This window comes from Microbulbifer sp. ABM4_008 (genome assembly GCF_056311705.1).
In genome coordinates, this window is the sequence record NZ_CM149970.1 from 1,554,173 (window position 1) to 1,578,241 (window position 24,069).

Consider the following 24,069-nt stretch of genomic DNA (forward strand, 5'->3'; position numbering starts at 1 on the left):
TGTTTGGGTTAAATCTTTCCTACCAGATCTAGGGAGGGGGCTAAGGTCTCTTCGCCTTCTTTCCACTTGGCCGGGCAGACTTCACCGGGGTGAGCGGCGATGTACTGGGCAGCTTTGATCTTGCGCAACAGCTCGCTGGCATCGCGGCCGATTCCGCCGGCAGTGATCTCGACAATTTGGATACGGCCTTCCGGGTCGATTACAAAGGTGCCGCGATCGGCGATGCCTTCTTCCTCGATCATCACACCGAAGTTGCGGGTGATGGTGCCGGTGGGGTCGCCGATCATCGGGTATTGGATTTTGCCGATGGTGTCGGAAGAGTCGTGCCAGGCTTTGTGGGTGAAGTGGGTGTCGGTAGATACGGAGTAGATCTCAATGCCTAACTTCTTGAACTCTTCATAGTTGTCCGCCAGGTCGCCTAGCTCAGTGGGGCAGACAAAGGTGAAGTCTGCGGGGTAGAAGAAGAATACGGCCCACTTGCCTTTAACGTCGGCGTCGCTGATATCGAAGAAGTCTCCGTTTTGATAAGCCTTGGCGTTAAAGGGTTTCAGCTGGGATTCGATGTAACGTGACATGGATAGCTCCTTATTCATCACTGTCTTGTCGGTCGTTGTTTGGAAGTGGGATCTATACTATCGGTCGACAGTCTTTGATAAAAATTATTAATGTAAATGCGTGTGATAGCTTTTGGCAATCGTTGTTGGCTATTTGATTGATTGGGTGATTAGTCGCTATTTAATGGCTTTGCAAAGCGATAGCCTTCAGGTGAAGCCTTATCGGCGCGTCCTGATGTCTATTGAGCCGCAAAGACGACATATCGAAGTGTTGATCGCGGTCTATACCCTCAGGCATCAAAAAAGAGTTGAGTCGTAAATCAGCGCACATTAGCAAAAAGTTAGAAGTGCAAGCCCAGTTCTGACGATCTGGGAAGTGCCAGCGGATGTGAGGTTAAATGTTGCCGCTATGAACCAGAATGTGGTGCATGTCACGGTGGTAGGTGTCGGTCTGCCTGGGGAGTCAATCGGATGGCTGCATTTGTCTCAGCTAATGAATATGCGAAATGTAGTGGTAGATGCGATTGTTGAAGAGTATTGGCTTTCCAGTGATGTCGAGTCATCTGAAAAAGGGATGGTTTTCCGAAATGAGATGGCAAGGCTAAAAGCTCAGTATGGCGATTTCAAAACTTTTTCCTCGGTGGAGCAAATACCTGATGCGCATCCCTCCTTAAAAAATTTGGTTGTTATCTCTGTGAGGACTCCACTCGCGAAGGGGATTTTTGAATGGGTAGTTAATAAAGGATATAGGAATATATACCTTGAAAAACCTGGTGCAGACTCGCTGGAAAAGCTACGTGAAATGGAAAGGATCGCCGACAGAAATAAAGTAAATGTTGTTGTTGGCTATCAAAAGCATATTGCAAATTACGTGGATAGAGCCGAGAGGCTTAACGAGCAATGGAAGTTGAAGTCCAGGAGTGTCGGATTCATTCATCACAACCCGCATCCGGAATCCAACCTGGAAAGCATTTTTAGGCAAAATTCCGAAGGTATGCTGCTAAACCAATGCTGCCATGAGCTTGAACTCTGTATAGCAAAGTGGAACCTTGCTCCTCACAATATTATTGATGTAGTGGTGAATCGAGATGAAACAGTACAAAAGCGCTTCGCTGATATTGAAGACTTCAAGAAACTATCTTTTACGCTAAAAACTAACTTGGGAGTAAGCTTCTCTTTTCTGGCTACCCGTTGTGAGGGCGTCGAAAGCTGCATAGTGATGCGAAAAGGACTTAGAGGTAGGCCTATTTTTATTCGCCAGGCTATGGAAGATGTGCTTGATCGGGCACTTGAACTTACTAGAAAAGAAAAGGGAGGGGTGTGGTATTGTTACTTGTTTGAGCGAGATTATCGCAATCTGAAGCGGCTGTTTATTGAATCCATTCTAGATAGCGATGATGAGAAATACCTGAGCCTACCGCGACTGCTTCATGCATGTGGTGTTCTCGAATTGGCCGCAGCGATTGAGCCCAGTATTAAGGCTCAATTAAGAGAAGATGAAAGCCATCATTCTATCGTACAAATTTCAGATACTATTTGTCAGGCTCCAACAAACCAAAGAATCTGGTACCACCATGGACTCTTTAATCCTGGTAATAAATTCCTTATAGAACTCCTAAGACCGCCGCAGAACAGAATTATTTGTTGTGTTGATGACAAGGTATGGGAACTCTATGGGAAGGGTATTACCGAGTGGCAAAAGTCCATGGGGGTTGAGTTCATCCCGATAGTTATGAAGGGTGGCGAACAGTCAAAAAATATTAATAGTCTTATCAGTATGATTGATGAAATATGGAAGGCAAATCCTCTTCGTTACAGGGAGCCAATCTTAGCTATGGGCGGAGGGGCGGTAACCGATACGATTGGGTTTGTCAGTGCGGTGTGGCGACGGAATACACCCTGGATACGTATTCCAACGACTCTAATGGGAATGATTGACTCCTCTATCGGCATTAAAGTCAGTGTGAACCACAATATTAAGAATGGGATTGGTGCTTTCCATTGTCCCTTGCATACCATTATTGATCCCTCCTTCTTGAAAACTAATCCACAGCGGGTATTAAAAAGTGCGATTGGTGAAATTATTAAGGTTGGAGTGGTATTCAATAAGGATGTGCTCGATACCTTGTCAGCTCAGGGTACCACTCTGTTGGAAAATAGTTTTTTAGAACCTGATGGCCTGCCGGGAGATGCATCCTATAAACTGCTGATAAATTGTATTGATGCCATGCTGGATAGTATTGCGGGAGACTTAAAAGAAGAAAACTTATCCAGACCAATGGACTTTGGACATACGTTATCCCGCTGGTTGGAGCGTGATGAGGCTTTTAGGTTGATGCATGGTGAAGCTGTGGGCATTGATTGCCTGTTTACTTCGCTGGTAGCTGAAAAAATGGGATTGATATCCAAGGCAGACATTGAGTTACTGTTTGGAATTTACGTGCAGCTGGGACTTGCAGCTAGTGTCAAAGGGCTGAGCCTGGATGTATACAAGACAGCAATAAAACAGATCTCGATTCATCGCTCCGGTACTTTGCGAGCGCCTCTCCCAGCCCCTCTAGGAAACTGTATTTGGGTCAATAAGATAGAGGCGAACCATCTGGAAAGCGCTTGGTATGACCTGCAAGAAAGGCTTACTCGTCATCCAGAGCTCATATTGGATCCTGATGAAATAGCAGAGGAGGAGTATTTACCTAAGCAATTAGACTTGACCAGTCATCAAAGCGCTAAAAAACTACCTTTGAGAAGGCTGCGCTGGGGATTTATAGGCTGTGGAAGAATAGCAAATGATTTTGCATTAGTCCTCGATTACCTGGATTCCTCAGAAGTGTTTGCTGTAGCTTCCAGGGATTTTAATAGGGCGAGAGAGTTTGCGAATAGTCATGGAGCAAGTAGGGCTTATGGCAGTTACCTGGAACTTGTTTCTGATCCTGATATTGACATTGTCTATATTGCAACTATCCCCGAGTTACACCGACAACATGCTGAATTAGCATTAATGGCAGGTAAGCCTGTTCTTATTGAAAAACCTCTGGCGTTAACAGTTGAGGATGCTGTAAGGATTAAAGAGCTTGCCAATAAAAAACAGCTGTTTTGCATGGAAGGGATGTGGATGAGATTCTTCCCTGCTATTAAATACTGTAGAGATATTATTAGTCTTGGAAATATAGGTAAGGTAAGCCAGCTTCGTGCAGATTTGAGCTTTGACCTGCGCAAGGATGAAGGGTTGCAGTCCCCGAAATGGAAGGTGGGAGCTGGTATGGATGCCGGTGTGTATCCTGTTCACACGGCGCTGATGGTGTTGGGTAGGGGGATATCAGACCTGGAATTCTCTGGGGTGCTGGATAACTACGGTTTTCAGGAGGATGGTGCCGGGCTCATTTATGCGCACTTCGATAGTGGATCAACAGCTGTAGTTTCCTGGAGTCATCTGGTTGAGGGTGCGGAAGAGTTGGAAATCTATGGCACAGAAGGTCGGATAAAAGTGTTTGCCCCGGCACATTGTCCAACTAGAGTGTCAGTGACGCGGATCACTGGTGATCGAAGGACAGATAATGAGACTAAGTTGTACGAATTCCCATTGCCGAGAATAAGAGGCAGGTTTAATTATCCAAATTCTGAAGGGCTTTATTATGAGGCACAGGCTGTTCAGTTATGTATTGAGAAAAACTTAATTGAATCACCGGATCTTCCTCTTGCCGACTCTATACAAGCAATCCGAATGATTGAAGAGTGTGATCAATATATCAAAAGAAGGGCTGCGTGAAACGCAACATCTATTGGTTTGGATTGCTGTCATGCTATGGGGCTCTATTTTTACTGGGCTTTGTGGAGGTCTATAAAGCTCCAATTTATCCAAAAATTTTAGATTTTTTTTCTGTTTCCCCAACAAAGGGCTCCACCTTTTTCTTCCTGTCCACTTTTTCTGCCTTACTTATGACTTTGTCAGGGGCTCTCTGGGTGAAAAAAATCAGAGTGATCTCTGGGTTAGCATTATTCGTAGTGTTTATGGGGGTAGGGTCGGTACTTTCAGGTATTTCTGGATATTTGTACTCGTTTACCCTGCTTATTCTGGGCAGCTTCCTCTTTGGTTTGGGTGCCGGAGGGAGCATGGTTTTGATTAATGTGGCAATCCCCCTTTTTGTGCCTGAAAACTTAACTCGTCAAGGTTATTGTGGATTACATAGTACCTATGGGGTTGCCTCCATATTGTCCCCTTTGTTACCTGGGTTGTTATATAAATTTCACTTTGGATGGGAGGGCGGTTTCTATTTGTTTGGGGGGATAGCTGCAAGCATATTATTTTTTATCTTGTCTGGATTAATAAGAAGAAAAGGAAAACTGAGGAAAAATGGGAGTTCTTTTAACCCTGGCGCCTATAAAGAGACAAGTCAACAAGATAAAGAACCGAAAGAGTGGTGGATCGCAATTGGTGGTGGGTTTATTGTTTCTGCCTACAACGGCGCTGAACATATATTGGCGAGTAGGATGGTACTGTTTCTTGAAGCTAGGGGAGGGCACTGGGCCGTTGAGGCGGATATTTTGCTTTCAATCTTTTTCGGATTGCTCTGCTTAGGGAGAGTGGCCTTCACTTTTATCCTGCTGAAGGGAAGTGCTTTTTTTTGGTTGATAGTCTCCTTTTTATCGACAGCAGCCGTATTTTCTTTGGGCTACTGGGTGAGCCCACTATGGTTCCCAGTGTGTGGATTGACACTATCCTACTTGTTTCCTTATGCCATGGAATGGTTGACTCATTGTAGTAAGAATCCCCCTTTTACAGTTTCATTCTCCTTAGGTATGGGGGGAATTTTCTTGATTCTGGCCCATGCTTTGGTGGGATGGTTAGACGAAAGTTACGGAATACAAACCGCAATCTTTGTAGTTCCTATGTTCCTCTTGGGAGGAGTTGTATGTTGCTTGCTTTTGTCACTTATTGCGAAGCAAAGAAGCCATTAACACGGATTAGCAATATTTGATTAACGACAATGCCCGCCAAAAGGGCGGGCAAGGCCAGTTCCAATCCTGTGAGGGCTTGGGAAGACTTAAATTTTGCCTACCAGATCGAGAGAGGGGGCCAGGGTTTCCTCACCTTCCTTCCATTTCGCTGGGCAAACTTCACCGGGGTGAGCAGCGATGTACTGAGCAGCTTTGATCTTGCGCAGCAGCTCACTGGCATCGCGGCCGATACCGCCAGCAGTAATTTCCACAATTTGAATACGGCCTTCCGGGTCGATTACGAAAGTACCACGGTCGGCAATGCCTTCTTCCTCAATCATTACACCGAAGTTGCGGGTAATGGTACCGGTAGGATCACCGATCATCGGGTACTGGATCTTACCGATGGTGTCAGAGGAATCGTGCCAGGCCTTGTGGGTGAAGTGAGTGTCTGTGGAGACTGAGTAGATCTCTACACCCAGCTTCTTAAACTCTTCATAGTTGTCTGCCAGATCGCCTAATTCAGTGGGGCATACAAAGGTGAAGTCGGCGGGGTAAAAGAAGAATACGGCCCATTTACCTTTGACGTCAGAGTCACTTACATCGTGAAATTCGCCATTTTGGTAGGCTTTGGCGTTAAACGGCTTGAGTTCGGATTCGATATAGCGGGACATGGTTAGCTCCTTATTGGGTGCCTGGCTCTTAACTTTGATGCCGCTTATGCTATTGACTGATTATCAATAATAGAAATTAACAATTTAAATATCTGAGATAGTTTTCTGCTATCTAGGCAGCTTGGCGATAATTTAGTCTGCAATCCGTACCAATTTGAGGTCGCTGGTTACATCGGGGATACTCGGGACCAAAGTATTAATACCCATTCATCGGGTATGGGTAATTTTTCACAAGGCGCATCTATGCGATTGATTCGGTTGCTTAAGCATGATCTGGCCCGCGAGGCCGGAGATTGGGTTGAAGACGGTGTGATCAGTGAAGCTCAGGCTGAGCAGATCTGTGCCCGCTATGAAGTGGATTACCACCGGGCGCAAGAAAGAACACTTGGATATCGTATTTTGATTGGGTTGGCCTATCTCTTTATCGGGCTGGCGGTGATTACACTGATTGGGGCCAATTGGGAGGAAATCCCCAGAGCGCTGCGAATGGGGGGGCTGATCGCTTTGACCTTGGTGACCCAGGGAGTGGCGTTTAAGGTTTACCTGTCTGGAGACAGGAAAGCCGGAGAGGGCTTGTTCTTGTTGGGCAACCTGTTTTTTGGTGCGGCGATTATTTTAATCGCACAGGTATACCACTTGGGCGAGCATATGCCAGATGGTATTTTCTGGTGGGCACTGGGTAGTTTGCCATTTGCTTTAATTACCCGCAGCCCATGGATTGCAGAGCAGTCTTTGCTTTTGGCTTTGCTTTGGTTCTTCCTGGAGTCGAGTTTAGGCTTTTACCCCGCCCTGTTCCCAATTTTCTTGCTGGGGGCCCTCTATATCCTGTTAAGTGGTCGTGCGAGCGTGATTCTCTTGCTGACCTTTATCTTTGGCTTAGGTTTTTGGCTGGAATTTTCCCTATCAGAATTTTGGCGTTTGCAGGATGGGAAATTTAGTGCGGATATTTATCCAGAGAACCTTGCTGTTGCAGTCTCGCTCTTTATCCTGATGTATTGCTTTGCCCATTGGTTGGCAACTCGCCCGTCGGCGGTAGCCAAGGACTACGCAGCAGTAGTCTCTATTTGGTGCCTTCGGTTTACTTTAATTGGCTTACTGATTTTTAGCTTTGAATATCCCTGGGAGGAGATGATAGAAGCCCCCTGGAGTCACCTACCTTCTATGTGGGCGGTAGTGGGGACTATGTCTGCTCTGTCGATAGTGTTGGCGCTGCTGTCTCAGAGGTTGCTATTCGGACTGGGGTTGTGCGGTGTTTTTGCGGCAGTACTTGCGTTCGTAACGAATGCCAGCTCCAGTGACTACGCAGTTTGGTTACAAATTTTCACAAACTTCGCCCTGATTGCCTGTGGAATCTGGTTGATCTTCAGGGGTATTCACGATGGTATCTCACACTACTTCTTCCTCGGAGTTATGGCGGTCCTGTTGACGGCTCTGCTGCGCTATATTGACTTGATTGGCGACTATATAGGAGCTGCTCTCCTGTTTATTCTCTTCGCAGTTTTATTGCTGGCAGCAGCCAAGTATTGGAAATATCACCAGGCGGGGGGAAGTTTACGATGAAACGTAGAGTTGTGATTGGCCTGGTTGCCGCCATTGGCGTGCAGTTTTTTATACTGTTAGGAATGTATATTAAGGCTCAAATACCGCTGTGGACGGGCCAGCCTGTCTCAGTGAAAACTGTTCCTGTAGACCCGCGCTCATTGTTTCGCGGTAACTATGCCCAATTAAATTACCCCTTTTCCACTTTAGATAAAGCCTTGTTTAAAGGGCAGGGACGGCTGCGTCAGGGAGAGGTGGTTTATGTGGGCTTAGAAAAAGGGCCATCCGGATTGTATGAACGCGCCTCTGTCAGCCTTGAAAAACCACAGGGCGGAGTCTTTATTCGAGGGCGGGTAGCAGGCCAGAATTTTTGGAATTCGTCAGATAGCTATCGGATTCGCTACGGTATTGAAGCCTACTTTGCTCCGAAGGAAAAAGCCCTGGATCTGGAAAAGCAACTGCGGGAGGGTGGCGTGGCCGAATTGATGATTTCTGCGGATGGGCGAGCGAGCTTGAAGGTTGTCAGAGGCTCAGGAAATCAATAGGCAAAGGGAAAAATCAGGAATGGAAGCGATTGGTCCGGCACGGCGCAGCCTGCCGGTTTTCTTTTTTTTAATGGATATTCAACTGGGCTGTCTATTGCTTGCAGCTCTGGGTCTCTACCTCGTGCCAATGGAAGTTTCATTTGTTGGTGATACGGTATGGCTGCAACTGCTGTTGGGATTGTTAGGCGCTATTGTCACATTTGCGGTAGTACTGACATTAGCTCGTTCTGAGACGCTATTTGGGAAAATGCTGCGGCTCCACTGCACTCAATTGACCCCTCTGTTTTCCAAGTTGTCCCCATCACAGATGGTATGGGTTGCTTTAGCTGCGGGTGTTTGTGAGGAGCTATTGTTTCGTGGTTTTCTACAGTCTTGGCTCTCCCAGCTCAGTACGCCATTCCTCGGTTTATTGGGTGCATCACTGATATTCGCATTACTGCACTGTGTTTCCTGGGTGTACTTCTTCCTTACCTTTATGATTGGGCTCATTTTAGGCATTTTCTACCAAATGTCCGGGGGCTTGGTGGGGGCGATTGTTTGGCATGCGGTATACGACGTTTTGGCAATTTTCGCCATAGTGCACTTTCCCCATTTGCTCGGATTAAAAAATCAAGTTTTAAAGCGAGGGTAAGTAGCCAGCTTTGGTCTGGAGACCCACAGAGATATTACGGAGTTACTCGCGGGCTCCTAGGGAGCCTCTGAATAACTCCATAATGCCTCTGCGGGCCTTGAAGGCTACAGATGTTAGGCGCAGCTCGCCGCGAATGGCTCGGTCCTTTGCAAGAGCTGCAACGCAGCAGCTGTGGCCTTCAAGGCCCGCCCTTCGGGGCTTGCAGAGCGATTCACACTCCGCGTTGCGACTTCTTGAAAGGTCTAGACATTCCTGCGAAGCCGCGCCTTGATTGTGAACCGCTCTGCAAGCCAGAGGTATCACGGAGTTATTCAGAGGCTCCCTAGATCACGGCAACGATCACCACTAGTACCAGGGAGGCCGTTAGGATAAAAGCAATAAGCGCTAAGAGTCCATCTCGAGCTGCCAGCGATAGCCCAAAAATGGTGAGAGCAAGACCAGCAGTTGAGGCAGAGAAGGGGATTACTTCCATTATTGGCAGGGTCAATGCAATAAAAATGCAGGTTCCAGCAATAGCGTAGGTGCCATATCGGCGCACGATAAAATCCATCCGTGGCTGAATCCAGCGGTCGGCAAACCGGGCGGGCTTTTCCATCCAGTGCAGGGCATCCATCAGCTTCTCGCTGGATATGGAGCGGTTGATTAACCACTGTGGAAGCCAGATATAGTTGCGCTTCATCAGCAGTTGTAGGGCAAACAGTAGTAGCAATACGCCCATCGCGGTAGACATTCCGGGAATACCGCTCAGAGGGGAAAACAGGATCAACCCGATAAGGATAAGGAATGGGGCAAAGGATCGAAGCCCCACAGCCTCAATAACATGCTGGATGGAGATTTTCTCCTGCCCCTGACTTTTCTCCTCAATATCCTTCAGCAGCTGGCCCAGTCCTATGATTTCTTGTGTCATGGTTGGAATTAGTTGCTGTGTAGTTTCTTTGTAAGACAATCTACTGATAAGAGGGCTGGAAACCGGGTAGTCTCTACGAGCTATCCGGTTCCAGAGATATTGTCGAGCATAGCACTGTGACTGGCTTTTCGGCTAAAGTCAGGCAGTTTTTCAAAGGGGATAAGCTGTCTGACGTCAAACTAAACGGATAGAGATAGGCTGTTGGCGGAGGATTATGCCTGTCATCATTTTCTGTTAGATTATTGCTGATGGCGGGTGTGCTTATTTCGGCTGATTGAATTTCGGTGTGGTTTCTAGTTGGTACGGAATCCTAAGGCAGTCTATTTAGGTACTGAGCCACTCGACTACCTCGATAAACTACTAATAAAAAGGACGGTCACAAATGGATGCTGTTGACCAAACAAAAGGGAATCCACCAGTTTTTCTTTTATTAATTGGCACTCAGGTTGTTTGCTTGTTGCTGGCCCTTCTGGGCTTTTATCTGGCTTCACTCAAGGTAGTGATCATTGGTGATAGTGTAGGGTTGCAAGTAACAATTGGCATCATTGGTGCAATGGCTACCTACGGTGTGATGTTGTCGTTAACTCGCTCAGAAACGACCCTTGGCAAGTCAATGCGGCGTCAATCGATCGCCCTGATTCCGCTATTTTCACGATTGTCTTTCTTTCAGCTGCTGTTGATTTCTGTTGTAGTCGGAATTTGCGAAGAGCTTTTGTTTCGGGGGTTTTTGCAGTCCTGGTTGTCAGAACTTAGCTCGCCATTGTTGGGGTTATTAATTTCCGCAATTGCATTTGCGCTACTTCATTTCTCATCGTGGACCAATTTCTTTCTGACTTTGGGAATTGGTGTGGTTTTAGGAGTGGTTTACCAAGTGTCCGGAAGCTTATTGGGAGTGATAATCTGGCACGCAGTCTACGATGCAATTGTCCTTATTGTTTTGACTCAATATCCGCATTGGCTAGGGATTAAAGTAAAAGAATAACCGTAGTATTCGGGAGCGATTTACTTGTTTTAAGCTCCCGAATTTAACCTTTGGGGTTTAAGGAGCCTCCCAGATTCGCCGAGACATTACGGAATTATTCAGAGGCTCCTTAAGTATTGAATAACTCATCCAAACGCAGGGTCTCAACCCCTGTTCGTTCTTGTCGACTTAAATAAACCATTTTTTTGGCTACTTCACGCCCCTCAATGGGCCTATAACGTCTCAGCCCCGGCAGCATACAAATTACTGGTAGGAGGATGCCTCCGATTTTCTCACCGGGTCGGGCATTTGCACGATCTCCGAGGAGTAGGGAGGGTTGCAGTATACTGATGCGCTTAAATGGAAGTTTCTTGATTTTCTCTTCCAACTCACCCTTCATACGTAAGTAAGCGCTGGCGCTATTGGCATTGGCTCCGCTGGATGAAACCAGTAAGTAATGGCTGACCCCTGCCTCCGCTGCCAATTGGGCCGCTTTGTATTGATATTCAACGTCAACCTTGTGCTGGGCGGCTAGGCTGCTGGCTTGCTTGCGAGTGGTTCCCAGGCAGGAAAATAGAGTATTTCCCTGAAAAAGAGGAGCAGCCTCCTCCAACCGGTCAAAATCGACAATATGATTATGTATTCTTTGACTTGCAGTGGCTTTGGGGCGTCGAGTGAGGGTAAGTACTTCATCAAAGACTTCTTCACCAGCCAGTTGCTCTGTGAGATGGCCACCGATAAGGCCCGTAGCTCCGAGGATAATGGCTCTTTTGGTCATTGGATGTCGATTTCCATTGGGTATATGTTCGCAAGGCTAATAGCGTACTTTAGCGCAAAGATGTCTATGTTTGTTAAAAGTTGCCAGCTGGAGAGGGTGTCTGGTGAGCAAAGAAGGCCGAAGCGTAATTAACTGAGGGAAATCTAACTCTGGGATTCCTCAGTAATTCTGGAAGATACAAAAATTCTCTATCAGATTGTGGATGTTCAATAATTGTTCACTGTGCAGATCCTTGTTGCATCTCATTGCGTCGCATGGGCATGCTGTCGATACGTTGGAAAACTTCGACGGCTGAGAATTTATTGGCTTTATACTTTACTTCCCCATCCTTTCCTATAAGAAGTACTTGCATTGCTGGTCCTTGCAGATATTTTTCCCGTACATTTTTAGCAAAACTGTCTGTGACTTTACCGGGGAAGTTAGTCTCAAGGGTGCCGTTAGAGAATAGGAACCATATTAAGTTTCTCTCTGCAAACTGCGGCGCTAACTTGAGTAATTCATTGATTGTGCTATTGGGATCTTCCGGGATATTCAGTAACAGAATGCGGTTTTTCCACTGGAAATCTTTTAGGTCGTTCACCGTAGATCCCTGGGCGAATGTAGAAGAAGTCAACAGAACCAAGACAAGCACAATGAACTTATGCATTTACTAATCTCATCTATTAGCGTGATTTTAGGGACTCAGCAGGCTATCCAATCACTAACTCAATTCTCCGGCGCTTGGATGTCCTTTAAGCATAAGTTACTAGCTGCCAGTTACAAGGCAGATGATGATCAGTATCCACAGTGAAAACTGACTAGTCAAAAGGCGTGTAAATTAGCGAGTGGTCTAGGCTCTAGGCGGGAGTAACAAAAATATATCGCAAGCTAATTAGGTTCTGAAGGATTACCTGAGCGGCTCGGGTGTCGAGTGAATTACGCAGTATGGCTAAACAGAGCGGCAAAATTACACGAGATCAGTACTTGGGGTTGGCTGCATTAGTTCTCGCGGCCTTCCTTATTAGTAATGACTATACCGCTTTTGCCCCCGCACTACCTGCCATCGAAAGAGAGTTCAATGCAGACATAACTAGCTCCCAGTGGATCATTAACGGCTACGCCTTGGTTTTTGGTGTTTTCATCATAACCGGTGGCCGCTTGGCGGATATCTATGGCCGTCGCAGAGTATTTATGATTGGAGCGGGAATATTCGTATTCTTTGCCGTGCTGGGTGGCTTGGCAATGGATATGTGGATGTTATTGATATCCCGCGCATTGATGGGAGTGGGTGCGGCATTGATGTGGCCGTCCACTTTGGCAATGACTTTTAACTTGTTGACCTATGAAAGGTCAGGGTTGGCGGGTGGCATCCTGATGGCCACCTGTGGGTTAGCGAATGCAGCTGGACCAGTTTTGGGTGGGGTGCTCGCAGATTTTTTCAGTTGGCGATGGATTTTCTTCGTTAATATTCTCCTTACTCTGGCAGCAATGCTGGCTTGTTGGTGGGCAGTGCCCCCCGATAAACCTCGTGACACCGAGGAAAAAATAGACTTCTTCGGTGTGCTACTACTGTGCACCTCGCTATTTTGTTTGCTTTTTGCACTGGATGTCTCCGCAGAAATTGGTTTCAAGCATCCTGTGGTTATCAGCCTGATCGTTGTGTTCCTGGTGTTGCTCTGCCTGTTTACCATCGTGGAGTATCGAGTTGGTAAAGATGCCCTGATTCCCCCTGATATTGCACAGAACCGAAAGTTCCTAGCGGTAGGCGTTACGACACTCCTAATCTCCGTAGTATTCCTGTCGGCGATTCTCTATGTCCCCCAGTTTTTGGCGAATTTTCGTGGCTACTCAGCATTTCAGGCCGGTTTATCTTTAGTCCCTTTAATGGTTGTATCGGGGCTGGTTGCTATTATCTCCGGCCGCCTCTATGAGCTAGCTGGACCAAAATTACTCGTCTCATTAGGTATTTTGGGGATGAGTGTTGGAATGTTCATGCTTTCGAACCTGACTTCGGACACGGGTTTTCTGGATATGTGTCCGGGCTTGGTCGTGTTGGGAGTGGGTATTGGGCTGTTCAATCCATCCAGTACGACTGCGGGTATTACGGTGGTGGAACCTCACCGTGCCAGCTTGGCAGGCGCTATCCTCTATATGTTTAAAATTGGTGGGGGTGCGGTTGGTTTGGGTATGAATGCTACAATCATTGCCTTCGCTCCAGATATACCTTCGGGTATAGATAGAGCTTTTACAGTAAATGCTTACCTAGCCTTGGTTGGTTTGATTGTCTGTATGTTTTTTGTGATCGGTAGGCCAGAGAGCCAAAGCGGAGAGCTTTCTTAATCGAAAGTGAATTGTGTCTCACTTCTTTTGTGTTGTAGATCTCTTTTATTTGCTGGAAGTGCTTTTTTCAAAATTTATCCATTCTTTGAGTTTTTGTGAGATTTGAATTTCCTCACATCTGATTAGCCCTCTATTCAATACAATGCCGCAGCTCAAGGCCCTGTTGTGCCTGGGTTTATTGTGGTCCTGTTCCAGGTTCTCTGGCAGGAATTGATAGTTTAGGGTTGGGTCGGAGGTAGGCCACATGTTCAGAATTCTTCAGATTGTACTTTTCTTTCTGTTGGCCAGTACTGGGCATGCTCAGACTATTGATAGAGATGATATCCGTGGCCTGGATGAGCAGATCCAGGATGTTAAGAAAGATGTAATTGATCTCACTGCTGAATTGTCACAGCTGGAGGAAAAGCTCTTATTCCCCTCTAATACGCAGGTAGCTCTTTTTGTCTCGGTGGCAGATGAAAAGCCCTTCGAACTGGAGTCGGTTGAGGTCACACTGAATGGCAAATTAGTTGCCCATCATCTCTATACCTACCGGGAAATTGAGTCCCTGCAAAAAGGTGGGGTACAAAAAATATACACTGGCAATGTGCAAGTGGGTGGGCACCCATTAGAGGTTAGTTTTCTCGGTAAAACCCCATCAGGAAAAGAGTATCGGGCTACAGCTTCCTACACCGTGGAGAAAGCAGTGGGTCCTAAATTTGTCGAGATTAAGGTTCTGGGAACCGAGTCCACGATAAACTTCAAGGACTGGTAATCATGCTCAGGTCCCTGGTAAATGTGTTGTCCTGTCAAACCAGGATGATGCTTGGTGCTCTATCCCTTTGTTCTTTGGCTGCTCTCCCTGCTGCAGCGGCGACTGAATCGCAGGAAGAACTTAAAGACCTGTTTTTCGGTGCGGCAATGTTTCATGCCCATCAGGAAAGTTATTTTGATGCGATTGTGGCACTGGACACAGAACTTGCTCAGTATCACCGCTTAGATCAGCCCGAACTCGATCCTTTCAGTGCGCACTTGGGGCAAGCTGAGTTTTCGGTGGGTGACTTGGAATTGTCCTACCGAATGCACAGGGAGGCCGGGCGGGCTATTGAGGCTGTACTGCAGGGAAATGTTTCCCAGCCGGTGCGCAATGAAGCCGCGTATCGACTGGCAAAAATTCACTATCACAAACAACAGCCGCGCAACGCCTTACACGCCCTGGAAATGATTGACGGGCGGGTTCCCGAGAGGGTCCGTGCAGATGAGCAGTTTTTGCGTGCTCGAGTCTATATGCAGCTCGGTCGATTCGAAGAAGCCGTAGACCTGCTGCAAGATCTGAAGGGTGAAGAGTCCCTTGAGGGATTTGTTTCCTTCAATTTGGGTATTGCCCAACTGAAGGCGGGAGAAGAGGAGCGCGGTGTTCTGGAGTTGACTGCACTGGGAAGAAAGCGCAGTTCAGAGGCGGCCCTGCAGGCCCTTTACGATAAAACCAATCTCTTATTGGGCTCCCATTTAATGGAGCTGGGCAAGCTGGAACTGGCGCGCCCCTATTTTGATCGTGTAAACCTCGATGGCCCTTTTTCAAACAGGGCGCTGCTGGGTGCTGGCTGGGTAGAGGCCCGCGCGGGCCGCTATGACCGGGCACTGGTGCCCTGGAAGCTGTTGCAAGACCGCAAAGGCACCAATGAGCCGGTGCAAGAGGTCATGTTGGCGGTGCCCTATGCCTACGGCAAACTGGATGTCCACAGTACTGCTGCAATTAATTACGGTCGCGCGTTAGACGCTTTCGGGCGTGAGATCGATACCCTCACTCAGTCTATTCATAGTATTCGCAAAGGTAAGTTCCTTGAGGCGCTGCGTCGTAAAGAGGCCACCCAGGTACAGAACTGGGTAGTGGCCTTGCGCAATTTACCGGAAGCCCCCGAGACTCATTACTTACTCGACCTGATGGCGTCCAATGACTACCAGGAGTTTCTGCGGAATTATCGCGACCTCAACGATTTATATGAGCGCAATGAAGAGTGGCTAAAAAGCCTCACAGCCTACGAAGATATTATTCGTATTCGCCGCAACTATTACGAACCCCTATTGCCGGAGCTGGACAGGCAATTCCGTGAACTCGATGCCCGTATCCAGCTGCGGATGGAGCAGCGTGACCAATTTGCCAGTCGCATAGAGCAGATGCTGATCTCCCGCCGACCAGAATATCTGGCAACGGCCGAAGAGCAGGAAGCGCGATTGAAGCTCTTGGAGCTTAGCGGAAAAATTGCTGAGCATCCCCAAGGCTTTACTGAAACTACTTTGGAGCGGGTTCAGCGGCTCAAAGGTGTATTGGATCTGCGTCTTTCCTTTGAGTACGACCAGCGACTGACCGAAGCCTACAAACACCTGGCGGAATTAAACCAGGAGATCGAAAGTCTCCAGTCTGTTTACGATTCCTTTGTGCGCAGTCGCCAGGCGGCAACTCACAGCTATACCGGTTACGACCGCGATATTACTCGTTTGCGCGCGCGTATCCAGCAAACCCAGCGGCGACTGAAAATCCTGATGGCGCGCCAGGGCACCATGCTTGAAGCATTGGCAATTGCTGAGTTGGAACGCCGTCGCGCACAGTTGGAAAGTTATCAAATTAAAGCCCGCTTCGCCCTGGCAGACAGCTATGACCGCGCTAATGAGCTGCAGGAGCAGCGTGAAGATGAATTCAAGGTAGAGCAGCACAAAGCGCTGTTGGAAGAGCAAATCCCTGAGGACAATCCAGCGGAGATGGAGCCGGTGGAGGAAGAAGAATCAGCAGAGGGAGGTGGTTCGTGAGTAAGTTGCTCAAATCTAAATCTCTCAATCGCGCCGCCGGTCTTCTCTCTGCACTTATAGTGCTAGGGGGTTGTGCGGGAAACAGCGGCAAGACCATCGGCAGTCTTCAAAATGTCGAAGTAGAAATCAAGGAAGAGCATATCGATGGCAGCCTGGAGAAGGCTCTGGCCAGCTACCAGAAGTACTTGCAGGAAACCCCTGAATCCAAGCTGACCCCCGAGGCGATGCGCAGGATTGCCGACCTGAAAATCAAGCAGGCACACCGCGCTGAAGATGCAGAATTCGATAACCTTGCTGGAGTAGCTGCTGGAAGCGGGGCGGTGATCTCTGTCGATGCGTCAGAAGCTATGGCTGAAAATACCCTGGATGCTCCAGAGACGTCAGCGCCGGTGGCGAAGGTAGAGCCGGTAGTGACTGAGGCGCAGGCCCCTGGGGTTGTCGAGTCTGATGAGGAGTTTGAAACCCGCGCTAGTGGCAGTATAGAAATAGCTGCAGATGAAACCCCGCTTGAAGCGCCGGGCGTTGATTCTGAAGAGATGATGTCAGCCAATGCCCGCGAAGCTATCGATCTCTATATTAAATTGCTGCAAAAGTACCCCCTGTATCACCGCAACGACCAGGTGATGTATCAGTTATCCCGGGCTTATGAAGAGGCGGGAGAGATTGATGCAGCGGTGGATGTGCTGCGTCAGCTGGTGGCCAACTATCCGGACTCGCGACATATCGATGAATCCTGGTTCCGGTTGGGCGAATACTATTTTACCCGCAAGAAGTTTCTCGATGCGGAAGAGTCCTACGGAAAAGTTATCGATATTGGTGTGATATCCAGTTTCTACGAGCTTGCCCTGTATAAACGCGGTTGGGCGCTGTTTAAGCAAGATATGTATGAAATGGCTCTGGATGACTATATCGCCATGCTGGATTACAAAGTCTCCCAGGGATATGACTTCGACCAGCAAAACAATAAGGGCGAGCGCAAGCATATTGACGATACTTTCCGTGTGGTCAGCTTGAGCTTTTCTTACCTGGAAGGCCCTGATTCGGTTGTCGATTACTTCACCCGCAAGGGCAATAGAGATTACGAGTTCAGGGTATACAGCCAGCTGGGTGAATATTATTTGGAGAAGCGTCGCTACCAGGATGCGGCAAAATCCTATATTGCGTTTGTTGATCGAAACCAGTTACACAGAGTATCTGCGGATTTCTCAATTCGTGTAATTGAAATCTACAGTAAAGGCGGCTTCCCCAAGCTGGTGCTGGAAGCGAAGAAGGATTTCGCCACTACTTATGCACTTAATGCCGATTACTGGACTGTCTTCGATATTAATGAATACGGAGAGGTGGTTGCCTTCCTGCAGACCAACCTGATCGACCTCGCCGGGCACTACCATGCGGCTTACCAGAATAAGAAGTTAAAAGATAAGAAGGCCGAGAATTATCGCGAGGCGATTCACTGGTATCGAAGCTATCTCGATTCCTTTCGGGAAACTGAGCGCGCACCGGAAATCAATTATCAGCTTGCCGGATTGATGTTGGAAAACCGGGATTTCCATGGTGCAGCTCTGGAGTATGAGCGCACGGCCTATGAATATCCTGCGCATAAGGATTCCAGCGAAGCAGGCTACGCAGCGGTTTACGCTTATCGCGAACATCTGGCCAATAACTTAAAAGATGCAACGGATGAGCAGCGTGCACCACTATTGTGGGAAATTATCCGTTCATCGCTGACATTTGCAGCCACATTCCCTGAGCATGACAAAGCCCCTCAAATCATGCTCGGAGCGGTGGAGGATCTCTACGGGTTAAAAGACTATGCCCCGACAATCGCCAATGGTCGTTCATTGTTGGAGCAGTTCCCCGCTGCGGAGCAGGAGATTAGACGTTCTGCCTGGCTGCTGGTGGCTCACGCGTCTTTCGATACTGCGGCCTTTGCGGATGCAGAAATCGCTTACGGTGAAACTTTGACACTGACTGCCCAGGATGCAAAGGATAGGGCGGGACTGGTAGATAACCTGGCGGCTTCCATCTACCAGCAGGGTGATATGGCCCGTAAGCAGGAGGATCATGCAACCGCAGCGAGCCATTTCCTGCGTATTCGAGGCGCTGCACCTGGCGCGACCATTCTGGCTACGGCGGAGTACGATGCTGCCGCATCATTGATCGTTCTTAGGGATTGGGTACAAGCGGCAACGGTATTGAATAACTTCCGCAGTCACTTCCCGGAGCATGAGCTGGCGAAAGATGTCACCAAGAAGTTGGCAGTGGTTTACCAGGAGAGCGGTGAGCTGTTGCTGGCAGCTGCGGAATTTGAGCGTATTGAGCGGGAATCCGAGGACGATGAAATACGCCGTGAGGCCTTAACCCAGGCAGCAGATCTTTATGCAGCGGCAGAAGATAGCGCTAAAGCGCTGTCTGTTTTGCGTCGCTACGTCGATTATTTCCCCGAACCCATGGAGCCGGCGCTGGAGACCCGCCAGAAAATTGCCGATATCTACAAAGTGTCGGGGAATCAAAAGCTTTATATGGCAGAGCTTCGTGAACTGGTGAAAGTTGAGTCTCGCGGTGGTTCCCAGCGCAGCGACCGCACCCGTTATCTCGCAGGTAATGCGGCCCTGCTATTGGCTGAACCCAGTTTTGAGGCTTTCACCCAGGTGGATTTGGTTGCGCCTATCGAGAAAAGCCTCAACCTCAAGCGCAAGCGTATGAAAGCAGCCACCCGTGCATTTACTGACCTGATTGATTATCAGGTGGCCGATGTGACCGCTGCGGCAACCTTTTACCTGGCTGAAATTTATCTCCACTTTAGTGTGGCCCTGAAGGACTCTGAACGTCCAGCCAACCTGAATGCCCTGGAGCTGGAAGAGTATGAGTTGGCATTGGAGGAGCAGATTTATCCCTTCGAGGAAAAAGCCATTTCTGTTCACCAGAAGAATGTCGAGTTGCTGGGCGTCGGTATTTATAACCCCTGGATTGATAAAAGTATTGGCAAGCTTGCCAATTTAATGCCCGCTCGCTATGCACGGGCGGAAGAGGCTGGTGAGTATCTCCAGAGTATTGTACCCCTGCCACCAGAGCCGGAATTGCCCTCAGCGGGATCAGCAGTTTCGGGTCAGTAATAACAGGCATTTGCCTTTTGGAGTGGAAAGTTATGCAAAAACAAATGCGTTTGTTTTTTCTGGTGGGCTTAGCCTTGTTGTTGGCAGCTTGCGCCAGCACCCAAACCAAGTCTGGAAAAATCTCTGATTATTCTTCGGTGCGAGTATCGGGCAGTGTGAGCCGGGACTTTGAGCGATCCCTGGAATATCTTGCCGAGCAGGATTATGCGAGTGCTATTGAGCTTCTGCAGTCAGTGGTAGAGCGCGAGCAGCGCCTTCCGGCACCCTATATCAATCTGGGTATTGCCCACTACAAAAGTGGCAATGAGGCAAAAGCGGAAGAGGCTTTTTTAAAGGCATTGGCGCTGGATGAAAAGCATCCGGTGGCAACTAATGAACTGGCTGTTCTCTACCGAAAGCAAGGGCGCTTTGCCGAGGCGCGAAAAATATATGTGAATGCTTTGGCAGAAAATCCAGAATATCTACCTTTGATAAAAAATCTGGGCATATTGTGTGATCTGTATCTGCAAGATCTCCAGTGTGCTCTGGCACAATTCGAACAATATGTTCAATTGGAACCAGAGGACCGGGATGTCACTATCTGGTTAGCTGATATTCAACGGAGGGCTGGTAAATGATTAAACTTCGTTGGGCTTTGCCATTCGTGGCCAGCTTTATGGTTTTTCCTTATGCCTTGGCTCAGTCTGAGGGAGAGGAGAAAAAAGAATCCACCGATAAAAAGGTGGATTCAAAAATTAAGGAGTTGTCGGGTATTTCTATTATCGGTAACAAGGAAGCCCCTAAGTCTCTCTATATTGTCCCCTGGAAAAGTTCCGAAGTGGGTGTCGAAAGCGACCTTGTCTCCAGCTTGATGGATGACAAACTCAAACCGCTCGACAAGGAAGTTTTCATGCGTGAGTTGGAGTTCTACCAGCTCAGCCTGTCCGGCGATTAACGCCATATAGACTCCGGCTATCGCCGGAGTAGCACCAAGTTTTAGCTGTATTTCTCAAGAGGGTTTGTAATGGGCTTTTTCAATAACGTCATCGAGTTTTTCCAGACGGGCGGTACTTTTATGTACCCGATTCTCGTGGTTGCCGCACTGGGTGGTGCTGTGGCTATCGAGCGCTTTATCCGCCTGCATTTGGAGCGCCGCAGCAACCGCAATATGTGGGATAAGCTGCAGCCTGTATTAGCTTCGGGAGACTTCGATCGCGCTCGCAACCTGGTAAAACAGGACGAATCCAGTGTGAGTAAATTACTGTCTATGGGGCTGGCCCGGCAGGGGGCTGTTCGCCGTCGTGAAGATATCGAAATCGCGATGGAAGAGAGCATGATGGAGATCACTCCACAGCTGGAAAAACGCACCCCTTACGTAGCTTTGTTTTCCAATATCGCAACTTTGCTCGGGCTTCTGGGAACCATTATGGGTCTGATCGAAGCCTTTACGGCGGTAGCCAATGCCAACCCGGCAGAAAAAGCAGACTTGCTCTCCGCCAGTATTTCCGTGGCGATGAACACCACTGCCTTCGGTCTGATGACTGGTATCCCGTTGTTGATCGTTCACGCACTGCTGAACTCACTCACCGGTGAAATTATCGATAGCCTGGAAATGGTTTCTGTAAAAGCATCCAACCTGATTGATGGTGCAACCCGTCGTCGCTTTGAAGTGGAGCCCACAAAATCCAAGCCGTCTAGTGAAAAAACTGCTCCAGCTAAAACCAGTCCAGTAGCACAGCAAGCGGAAACTGCGTAATGAGAAGGCGGCGCCACGGGCGGGATAAAGAAGCTCCTGAGCTGGATATCACTGCTTTCTTGAATTTGATGGTGGTATTGGTGCCTTTTCTATTGGTATCGGCGGTATTTTCGAGGGTGACAATTCTCGAACTGAATATGCCGAGTGGTGCCGGTGGTGGAGCACCGGATGATCCCACGGTTACGGTGGAGGTGGTTGTGCGAGAGCAAGCCGTGGAAATCAGTGATGGTGAAAAGGTTATCGCTCGCTTCCCCAACCTGAATATCGAGGGTGAGGGTGAAAATGCTCTGGTTGAAGCTCCCATTGGGGCAGATACCACAGAGGTTGAGGCTCTTGCTGTGCTGCCCACAGCAGAAGTGTATGACCTTAAAAAGCTCACGCAGTTTTTGTTGGAAGTTAAGGCCAGTTATCCGGAAAAAACTGATTCCATCATCCTGATGGAGCCCACAATCGCCTATGAGCATTTGGTGGGCATTATGGATACTGTGCGCGGAGCTGAAGTACGGGTTGAGGGGAGTGATCCCAGTGATCTGGATGCGGTGGAAAAGGTGGTTTTATTTCCTGATATTTCCATAGGAGATGCGCCATGAGAAATGAAAGCCGACGCATGAAGCGTATGGCGCGAAGCCATAAGCGCAAGAAAACCTCAGGTATGAACCTGACTTCCCTGATGGATGTTTTTACGATACTGGTGTTTTTCCTGCTGACTAATACCTCCAGCAATGAAGCGCTGGAGCCTCCCAAGGTAATTACCTTGCCGGACTCAGTGGTGGAGACCAAGCCCCGGGAAACGGTGACCCTGATGGTTACCAATGATGAAATCCTGGTGGAGTCCAACTCGATAATTGCCACCTCCGAAGTGTTGGAAAGCGAGGAAACCATTATTGCGGCCATTAAGGAAGCCATGGTTGCGGAGCTGGCCAAGGCAATTGGAGTTGCACAGGCCTCGGCAGATTCAGGTGAGGGTGATGTCGAGGGGGAGCAGGATCCAGAACCACCGGAGGTCAATATTCTCGCGGACAGAGGCATTCCGTTCAGTTTGCTGAAAAAGGTGATGTCCAGCTGTACAGACGCTGGCTATACCAAAGTTTCACTGGCGGTTATTCAGAAAGCATCTCAGGGTTAATGGAAGTTTGTGAGTAATTTTCTTCAACAACAGCGGGCGGTAGGTGAGGCGCTTGAGGCGGTTCACTATCGCATGCAGCTGCTCGAGGATGAGCGGCACCAGATCGAAGAGAAGCTGGCTGAATTACAGGACCAGGGGTCCAAGTACCAGTTGCTCGACGAGATTTCCGAACGCCTGCGCAAGCTTGAAGAAGCGGGCGCGGGAGAAATGTTCTGGGCGGAAGATTATCGGGAGAATGCTTCTGCGCAGTTTATCGAGCGGATCGGCCAGTCGACGCGTAGTTTTAACCAGAGCCTGGAGCAGCTGCGCGATGAGCGCAGTGCTTTGCAGAACAGCATAAGCGAGTGCCAGGAAGAGGTATTTACGCTGGATGAGCGCGCGGATGAGCTGCGCCGCGAGGAGGAAGAGTCAAAGTTCGAGTTCGAGATAACACGGGAATTCGAGCAGCCCAAGTTCCGCCCTATGGTGATGCCATGGCACAAGCAGGGCGAGGACGAAAAGCGTTTTCGCCGCTGTGTCTTTGCCTCACTGTTTATCGCCGCCTTGCTGGGCTACCTGATTCCTCTGTATACGGTGCCCCAGCCCGAGTCTCAAATAGTGGAAATTCCCGAGCGCCTGGCCAAGCTGGTTATTGAGAAGAAAACCAAGCCCAAGCCACCGCCGGAGCCAGAAAAATCCAAGCCTAAGAAAGAGGAGAAAAAACCGGAGAAGAAGCCTGAGCAGAAGGTAGCCAAGCAAGACCCGAAACCCTCCAAGGCGGAGAAAAAGCAGGCGCGTAAAAAAGCTGAGCGATCCGGTGTTCTCGCCTTTAAGGATAACTTCCAGGACCTGATACAGGATGATCTGGATAACCGCCTCGGCCAGCAAACCCAGCTGAGTACAGCCGGTAAAAAAGAGAACCGCAGTCAGCGCTCACTGATCACTGCAGCATCTACCGCGGGAAGTGGTGGTATCAATACGGCAGAGTTGAGTCGCAATGTGGGTGGATCTGGTTCGGACTTGGGTGGCGTTGCCTTTGCACGAGTTGAGAGTTCTATCGGTACTGAGGGTGACTTTGCTGGTGAGGACCGTCCTCTCAGTGATGGTGCTGGTCCGTCGCGGACAGATGAGGAAATCCAGATTGTTTTCGATCGCTACAAGGCCACCTTGTACCGTATCTACAATCGTGAGCTGCGTAATAATCCCGCGCTGCAAGGTAAGATGGTGTTGAAGATTACTATTGAACCCAGCGGATCGGTTTCTGCCGTGAGTGTAGATTCCAGTGATGTGGATTCGCCGTCGCTCAATGCAAAAATTGTGGCTAGGGTCAAACGATTTAACTTTGGTGAAAAGGCCGGAGTGCCGACCATTACCATTCTTTATCCGATTGACTTCTTCCCACCAACCTAGACTGATAATTGGCCGGAACCCACTGAATGGTGGGTGCCGGTCGTTTCAAGCTGATGAAATTTTCGTCATACCT

22 protein-coding genes are annotated in these 24,069 nt (G+C 48.6%); 17 read left to right on the plus strand and 5 right to left on the minus strand.

The features are described 5' to 3' along the window. Nucleotides 1-8: 8 nt before the first annotated feature. The gene (gene ahpC / locus ACYX4J_RS06795; RefSeq protein ID WP_476178148.1) at nucleotides 9-575 is read right to left on the minus strand and encodes an alkyl hydroperoxide reductase subunit C; all 567 of its coding nucleotides are present in this window, start codon (nucleotides 573-575) and stop codon (nucleotides 9-11) included. A 112-nt stretch (nucleotides 576-687) separates the two neighbouring features. On the opposite strand from ahpC (ACYX4J_RS06795), the gene ACYX4J_RS06800 reads away from it, so the two are divergent. The 3 genes from ACYX4J_RS06800 (at nucleotide 688) to ACYX4J_RS06810 (ending at nucleotide 5,510) form a co-directional block, all read left to right on the plus strand. After that, complete coding sequence (locus ACYX4J_RS06800) at nucleotides 688-873, plus strand: hypothetical protein (RefSeq protein ID WP_445363833.1); 186 nt, start codon at nucleotides 688-690, stop codon at nucleotides 871-873. Between the two features lie 90 nt (nucleotides 874-963). Next, nucleotides 964-4,320, plus strand: a complete 3,357-nt coding sequence (locus tag ACYX4J_RS06805; protein WP_476178149.1) for a Gfo/Idh/MocA family oxidoreductase — start codon at nucleotides 964-966, stop codon at nucleotides 4,318-4,320. Continuing rightward, on the plus strand, nucleotides 4,317-5,510 hold the full coding sequence (locus ACYX4J_RS06810; RefSeq protein ID WP_476178150.1) for an MFS transporter: 1,194 nt from the start codon (nucleotides 4,317-4,319) through the stop codon (nucleotides 5,508-5,510). The genes ACYX4J_RS06805 and ACYX4J_RS06810 overlap by 4 nt, the downstream gene beginning before the upstream one ends. 86 nt (nucleotides 5,511-5,596) lie before the next feature. Here ACYX4J_RS06810 and ahpC (ACYX4J_RS06815) read toward each other — a convergent pair whose 3' ends face one another. Further along, nucleotides 5,597-6,163, minus strand: coding sequence for an alkyl hydroperoxide reductase subunit C (ahpC, locus tag ACYX4J_RS06815; RefSeq protein WP_445361499.1), 567 nt, complete (start codon nucleotides 6,161-6,163; stop codon nucleotides 5,597-5,599). Between the two features lie 243 nt (nucleotides 6,164-6,406). Between ahpC (ACYX4J_RS06815) and ACYX4J_RS06820 the strand changes: the two genes are divergently transcribed. The 3 genes from ACYX4J_RS06820 to ACYX4J_RS06830 are packed head-to-tail and all read left to right on the plus strand — an operon-like array spanning nucleotide 6,407 to nucleotide 8,878. After that, a complete protein-coding gene (locus ACYX4J_RS06820; protein ID WP_476178151.1) occupies nucleotides 6,407-7,723 on the plus strand; it encodes a DUF2157 domain-containing protein in 1,317 nt (438 codons plus the stop codon). Continuing rightward, nucleotides 7,720-8,247 (plus strand): GDYXXLXY domain-containing protein, encoded by a 528-nt coding sequence (locus tag ACYX4J_RS06825; protein ID WP_476178152.1) that lies wholly within the window; start codon nucleotides 7,720-7,722, stop codon nucleotides 8,245-8,247. Before ACYX4J_RS06820 ends, ACYX4J_RS06825 begins: the two co-directional genes overlap by 4 nt. A gap of 19 nt (nucleotides 8,248-8,266) precedes the next feature. Beyond that, the gene (locus ACYX4J_RS06830) at nucleotides 8,267-8,878 is read left to right on the plus strand and encodes a lysostaphin resistance A-like protein (protein WP_476178153.1); all 612 of its coding nucleotides are present in this window, start codon (nucleotides 8,267-8,269) and stop codon (nucleotides 8,876-8,878) included. A gap of 322 nt (nucleotides 8,879-9,200) precedes the next feature. Here the strand turns inward: ACYX4J_RS06830 and ACYX4J_RS06835 are convergent, their stop codons facing one another. Continuing rightward, complete coding sequence (locus tag ACYX4J_RS06835; RefSeq protein WP_282932146.1) at nucleotides 9,201-9,785, minus strand: exopolysaccharide biosynthesis protein; 585 nt, start codon at nucleotides 9,783-9,785, stop codon at nucleotides 9,201-9,203. 382 nt (nucleotides 9,786-10,167) lie between these two features. On the opposite strand from ACYX4J_RS06835, the gene ACYX4J_RS06840 reads away from it, so the two are divergent. After that, nucleotides 10,168-10,767 carry a CPBP family intramembrane glutamic endopeptidase gene (locus tag ACYX4J_RS06840; protein WP_444936212.1) on the plus strand — a complete coding sequence of 200 codons (600 nt, stop codon included), beginning with the start codon at nucleotides 10,168-10,170 and terminating at the stop codon, nucleotides 10,765-10,767. Between the two features lie 109 nt (nucleotides 10,768-10,876). Here the strand turns inward: ACYX4J_RS06840 and ACYX4J_RS06845 are convergent, their stop codons facing one another. Continuing rightward, nucleotides 10,877-11,524, minus strand: a complete 648-nt coding sequence (locus ACYX4J_RS06845) for an NAD-dependent epimerase/dehydratase family protein (RefSeq protein WP_476178154.1) — start codon at nucleotides 11,522-11,524, stop codon at nucleotides 10,877-10,879. Nucleotides 11,525-11,741: 217 nt separating this feature from the next. Next, nucleotides 11,742-12,170 (minus strand): DUF4174 domain-containing protein, encoded by a 429-nt coding sequence (locus ACYX4J_RS06850; protein WP_476178155.1) that lies wholly within the window; start codon nucleotides 12,168-12,170, stop codon nucleotides 11,742-11,744. A gap of 257 nt (nucleotides 12,171-12,427) precedes the next feature. On the opposite strand from ACYX4J_RS06850, the gene ACYX4J_RS06855 reads away from it, so the two are divergent. The 10 genes from ACYX4J_RS06855 (at nucleotide 12,428) to ACYX4J_RS06900 (ending at nucleotide 23,996) form a co-directional block, all read left to right on the plus strand. Further along, the gene (locus ACYX4J_RS06855; RefSeq protein WP_476178156.1) at nucleotides 12,428-13,843 is read left to right on the plus strand and encodes an MFS transporter; all 1,416 of its coding nucleotides are present in this window, start codon (nucleotides 12,428-12,430) and stop codon (nucleotides 13,841-13,843) included. Nucleotides 13,844-14,087: 244 nt separating this feature from the next. After that, complete coding sequence (locus tag ACYX4J_RS06860; RefSeq protein WP_282932151.1) at nucleotides 14,088-14,597, plus strand: hypothetical protein; 510 nt, start codon at nucleotides 14,088-14,090, stop codon at nucleotides 14,595-14,597. A gap of 2 nt (nucleotides 14,598-14,599) precedes the next feature. Beyond that, a complete protein-coding gene (locus ACYX4J_RS06865) occupies nucleotides 14,600-16,630 on the plus strand; it encodes a tetratricopeptide repeat protein (protein WP_476178157.1) in 2,031 nt (676 codons plus the stop codon). Continuing rightward, nucleotides 16,627-19,746, plus strand: a complete 3,120-nt coding sequence (locus ACYX4J_RS06870) for a tetratricopeptide repeat protein (protein WP_476178158.1) — start codon at nucleotides 16,627-16,629, stop codon at nucleotides 19,744-19,746. Before ACYX4J_RS06865 ends, ACYX4J_RS06870 begins: the two co-directional genes overlap by 4 nt. Before the next feature lie 32 nt (nucleotides 19,747-19,778). Next, a complete protein-coding gene (locus ACYX4J_RS06875) occupies nucleotides 19,779-20,363 on the plus strand; it encodes a tetratricopeptide repeat protein (RefSeq protein WP_413662567.1) in 585 nt (194 codons plus the stop codon). Next, nucleotides 20,360-20,680, plus strand: a complete 321-nt coding sequence (locus tag ACYX4J_RS06880; RefSeq protein WP_238152012.1) for a hypothetical protein — start codon at nucleotides 20,360-20,362, stop codon at nucleotides 20,678-20,680. Before ACYX4J_RS06875 ends, ACYX4J_RS06880 begins: the two co-directional genes overlap by 4 nt. Before the next feature lie 69 nt (nucleotides 20,681-20,749). Next, complete coding sequence (locus ACYX4J_RS06885; RefSeq protein WP_476178159.1) at nucleotides 20,750-21,481, plus strand: MotA/TolQ/ExbB proton channel family protein; 732 nt, start codon at nucleotides 20,750-20,752, stop codon at nucleotides 21,479-21,481. Then, nucleotides 21,481-22,071, plus strand: a complete 591-nt coding sequence (locus tag ACYX4J_RS06890) for an ExbD/TolR family protein (RefSeq protein WP_445361508.1) — start codon at nucleotides 21,481-21,483, stop codon at nucleotides 22,069-22,071. Before ACYX4J_RS06885 ends, ACYX4J_RS06890 begins: the two co-directional genes overlap by 1 nt. After that, complete coding sequence (locus ACYX4J_RS06895; protein WP_445361509.1) at nucleotides 22,068-22,607, plus strand: ExbD/TolR family protein; 540 nt, start codon at nucleotides 22,068-22,070, stop codon at nucleotides 22,605-22,607. The genes ACYX4J_RS06890 and ACYX4J_RS06895 overlap by 4 nt, the downstream gene beginning before the upstream one ends. A gap of 9 nt (nucleotides 22,608-22,616) precedes the next feature. Continuing rightward, on the plus strand, nucleotides 22,617-23,996 hold the full coding sequence (locus ACYX4J_RS06900; protein WP_476178160.1) for an AgmX/PglI C-terminal domain-containing protein: 1,380 nt from the start codon (nucleotides 22,617-22,619) through the stop codon (nucleotides 23,994-23,996). The last annotated feature ends 73 nt before the right edge of the window (nucleotides 23,997-24,069 follow it).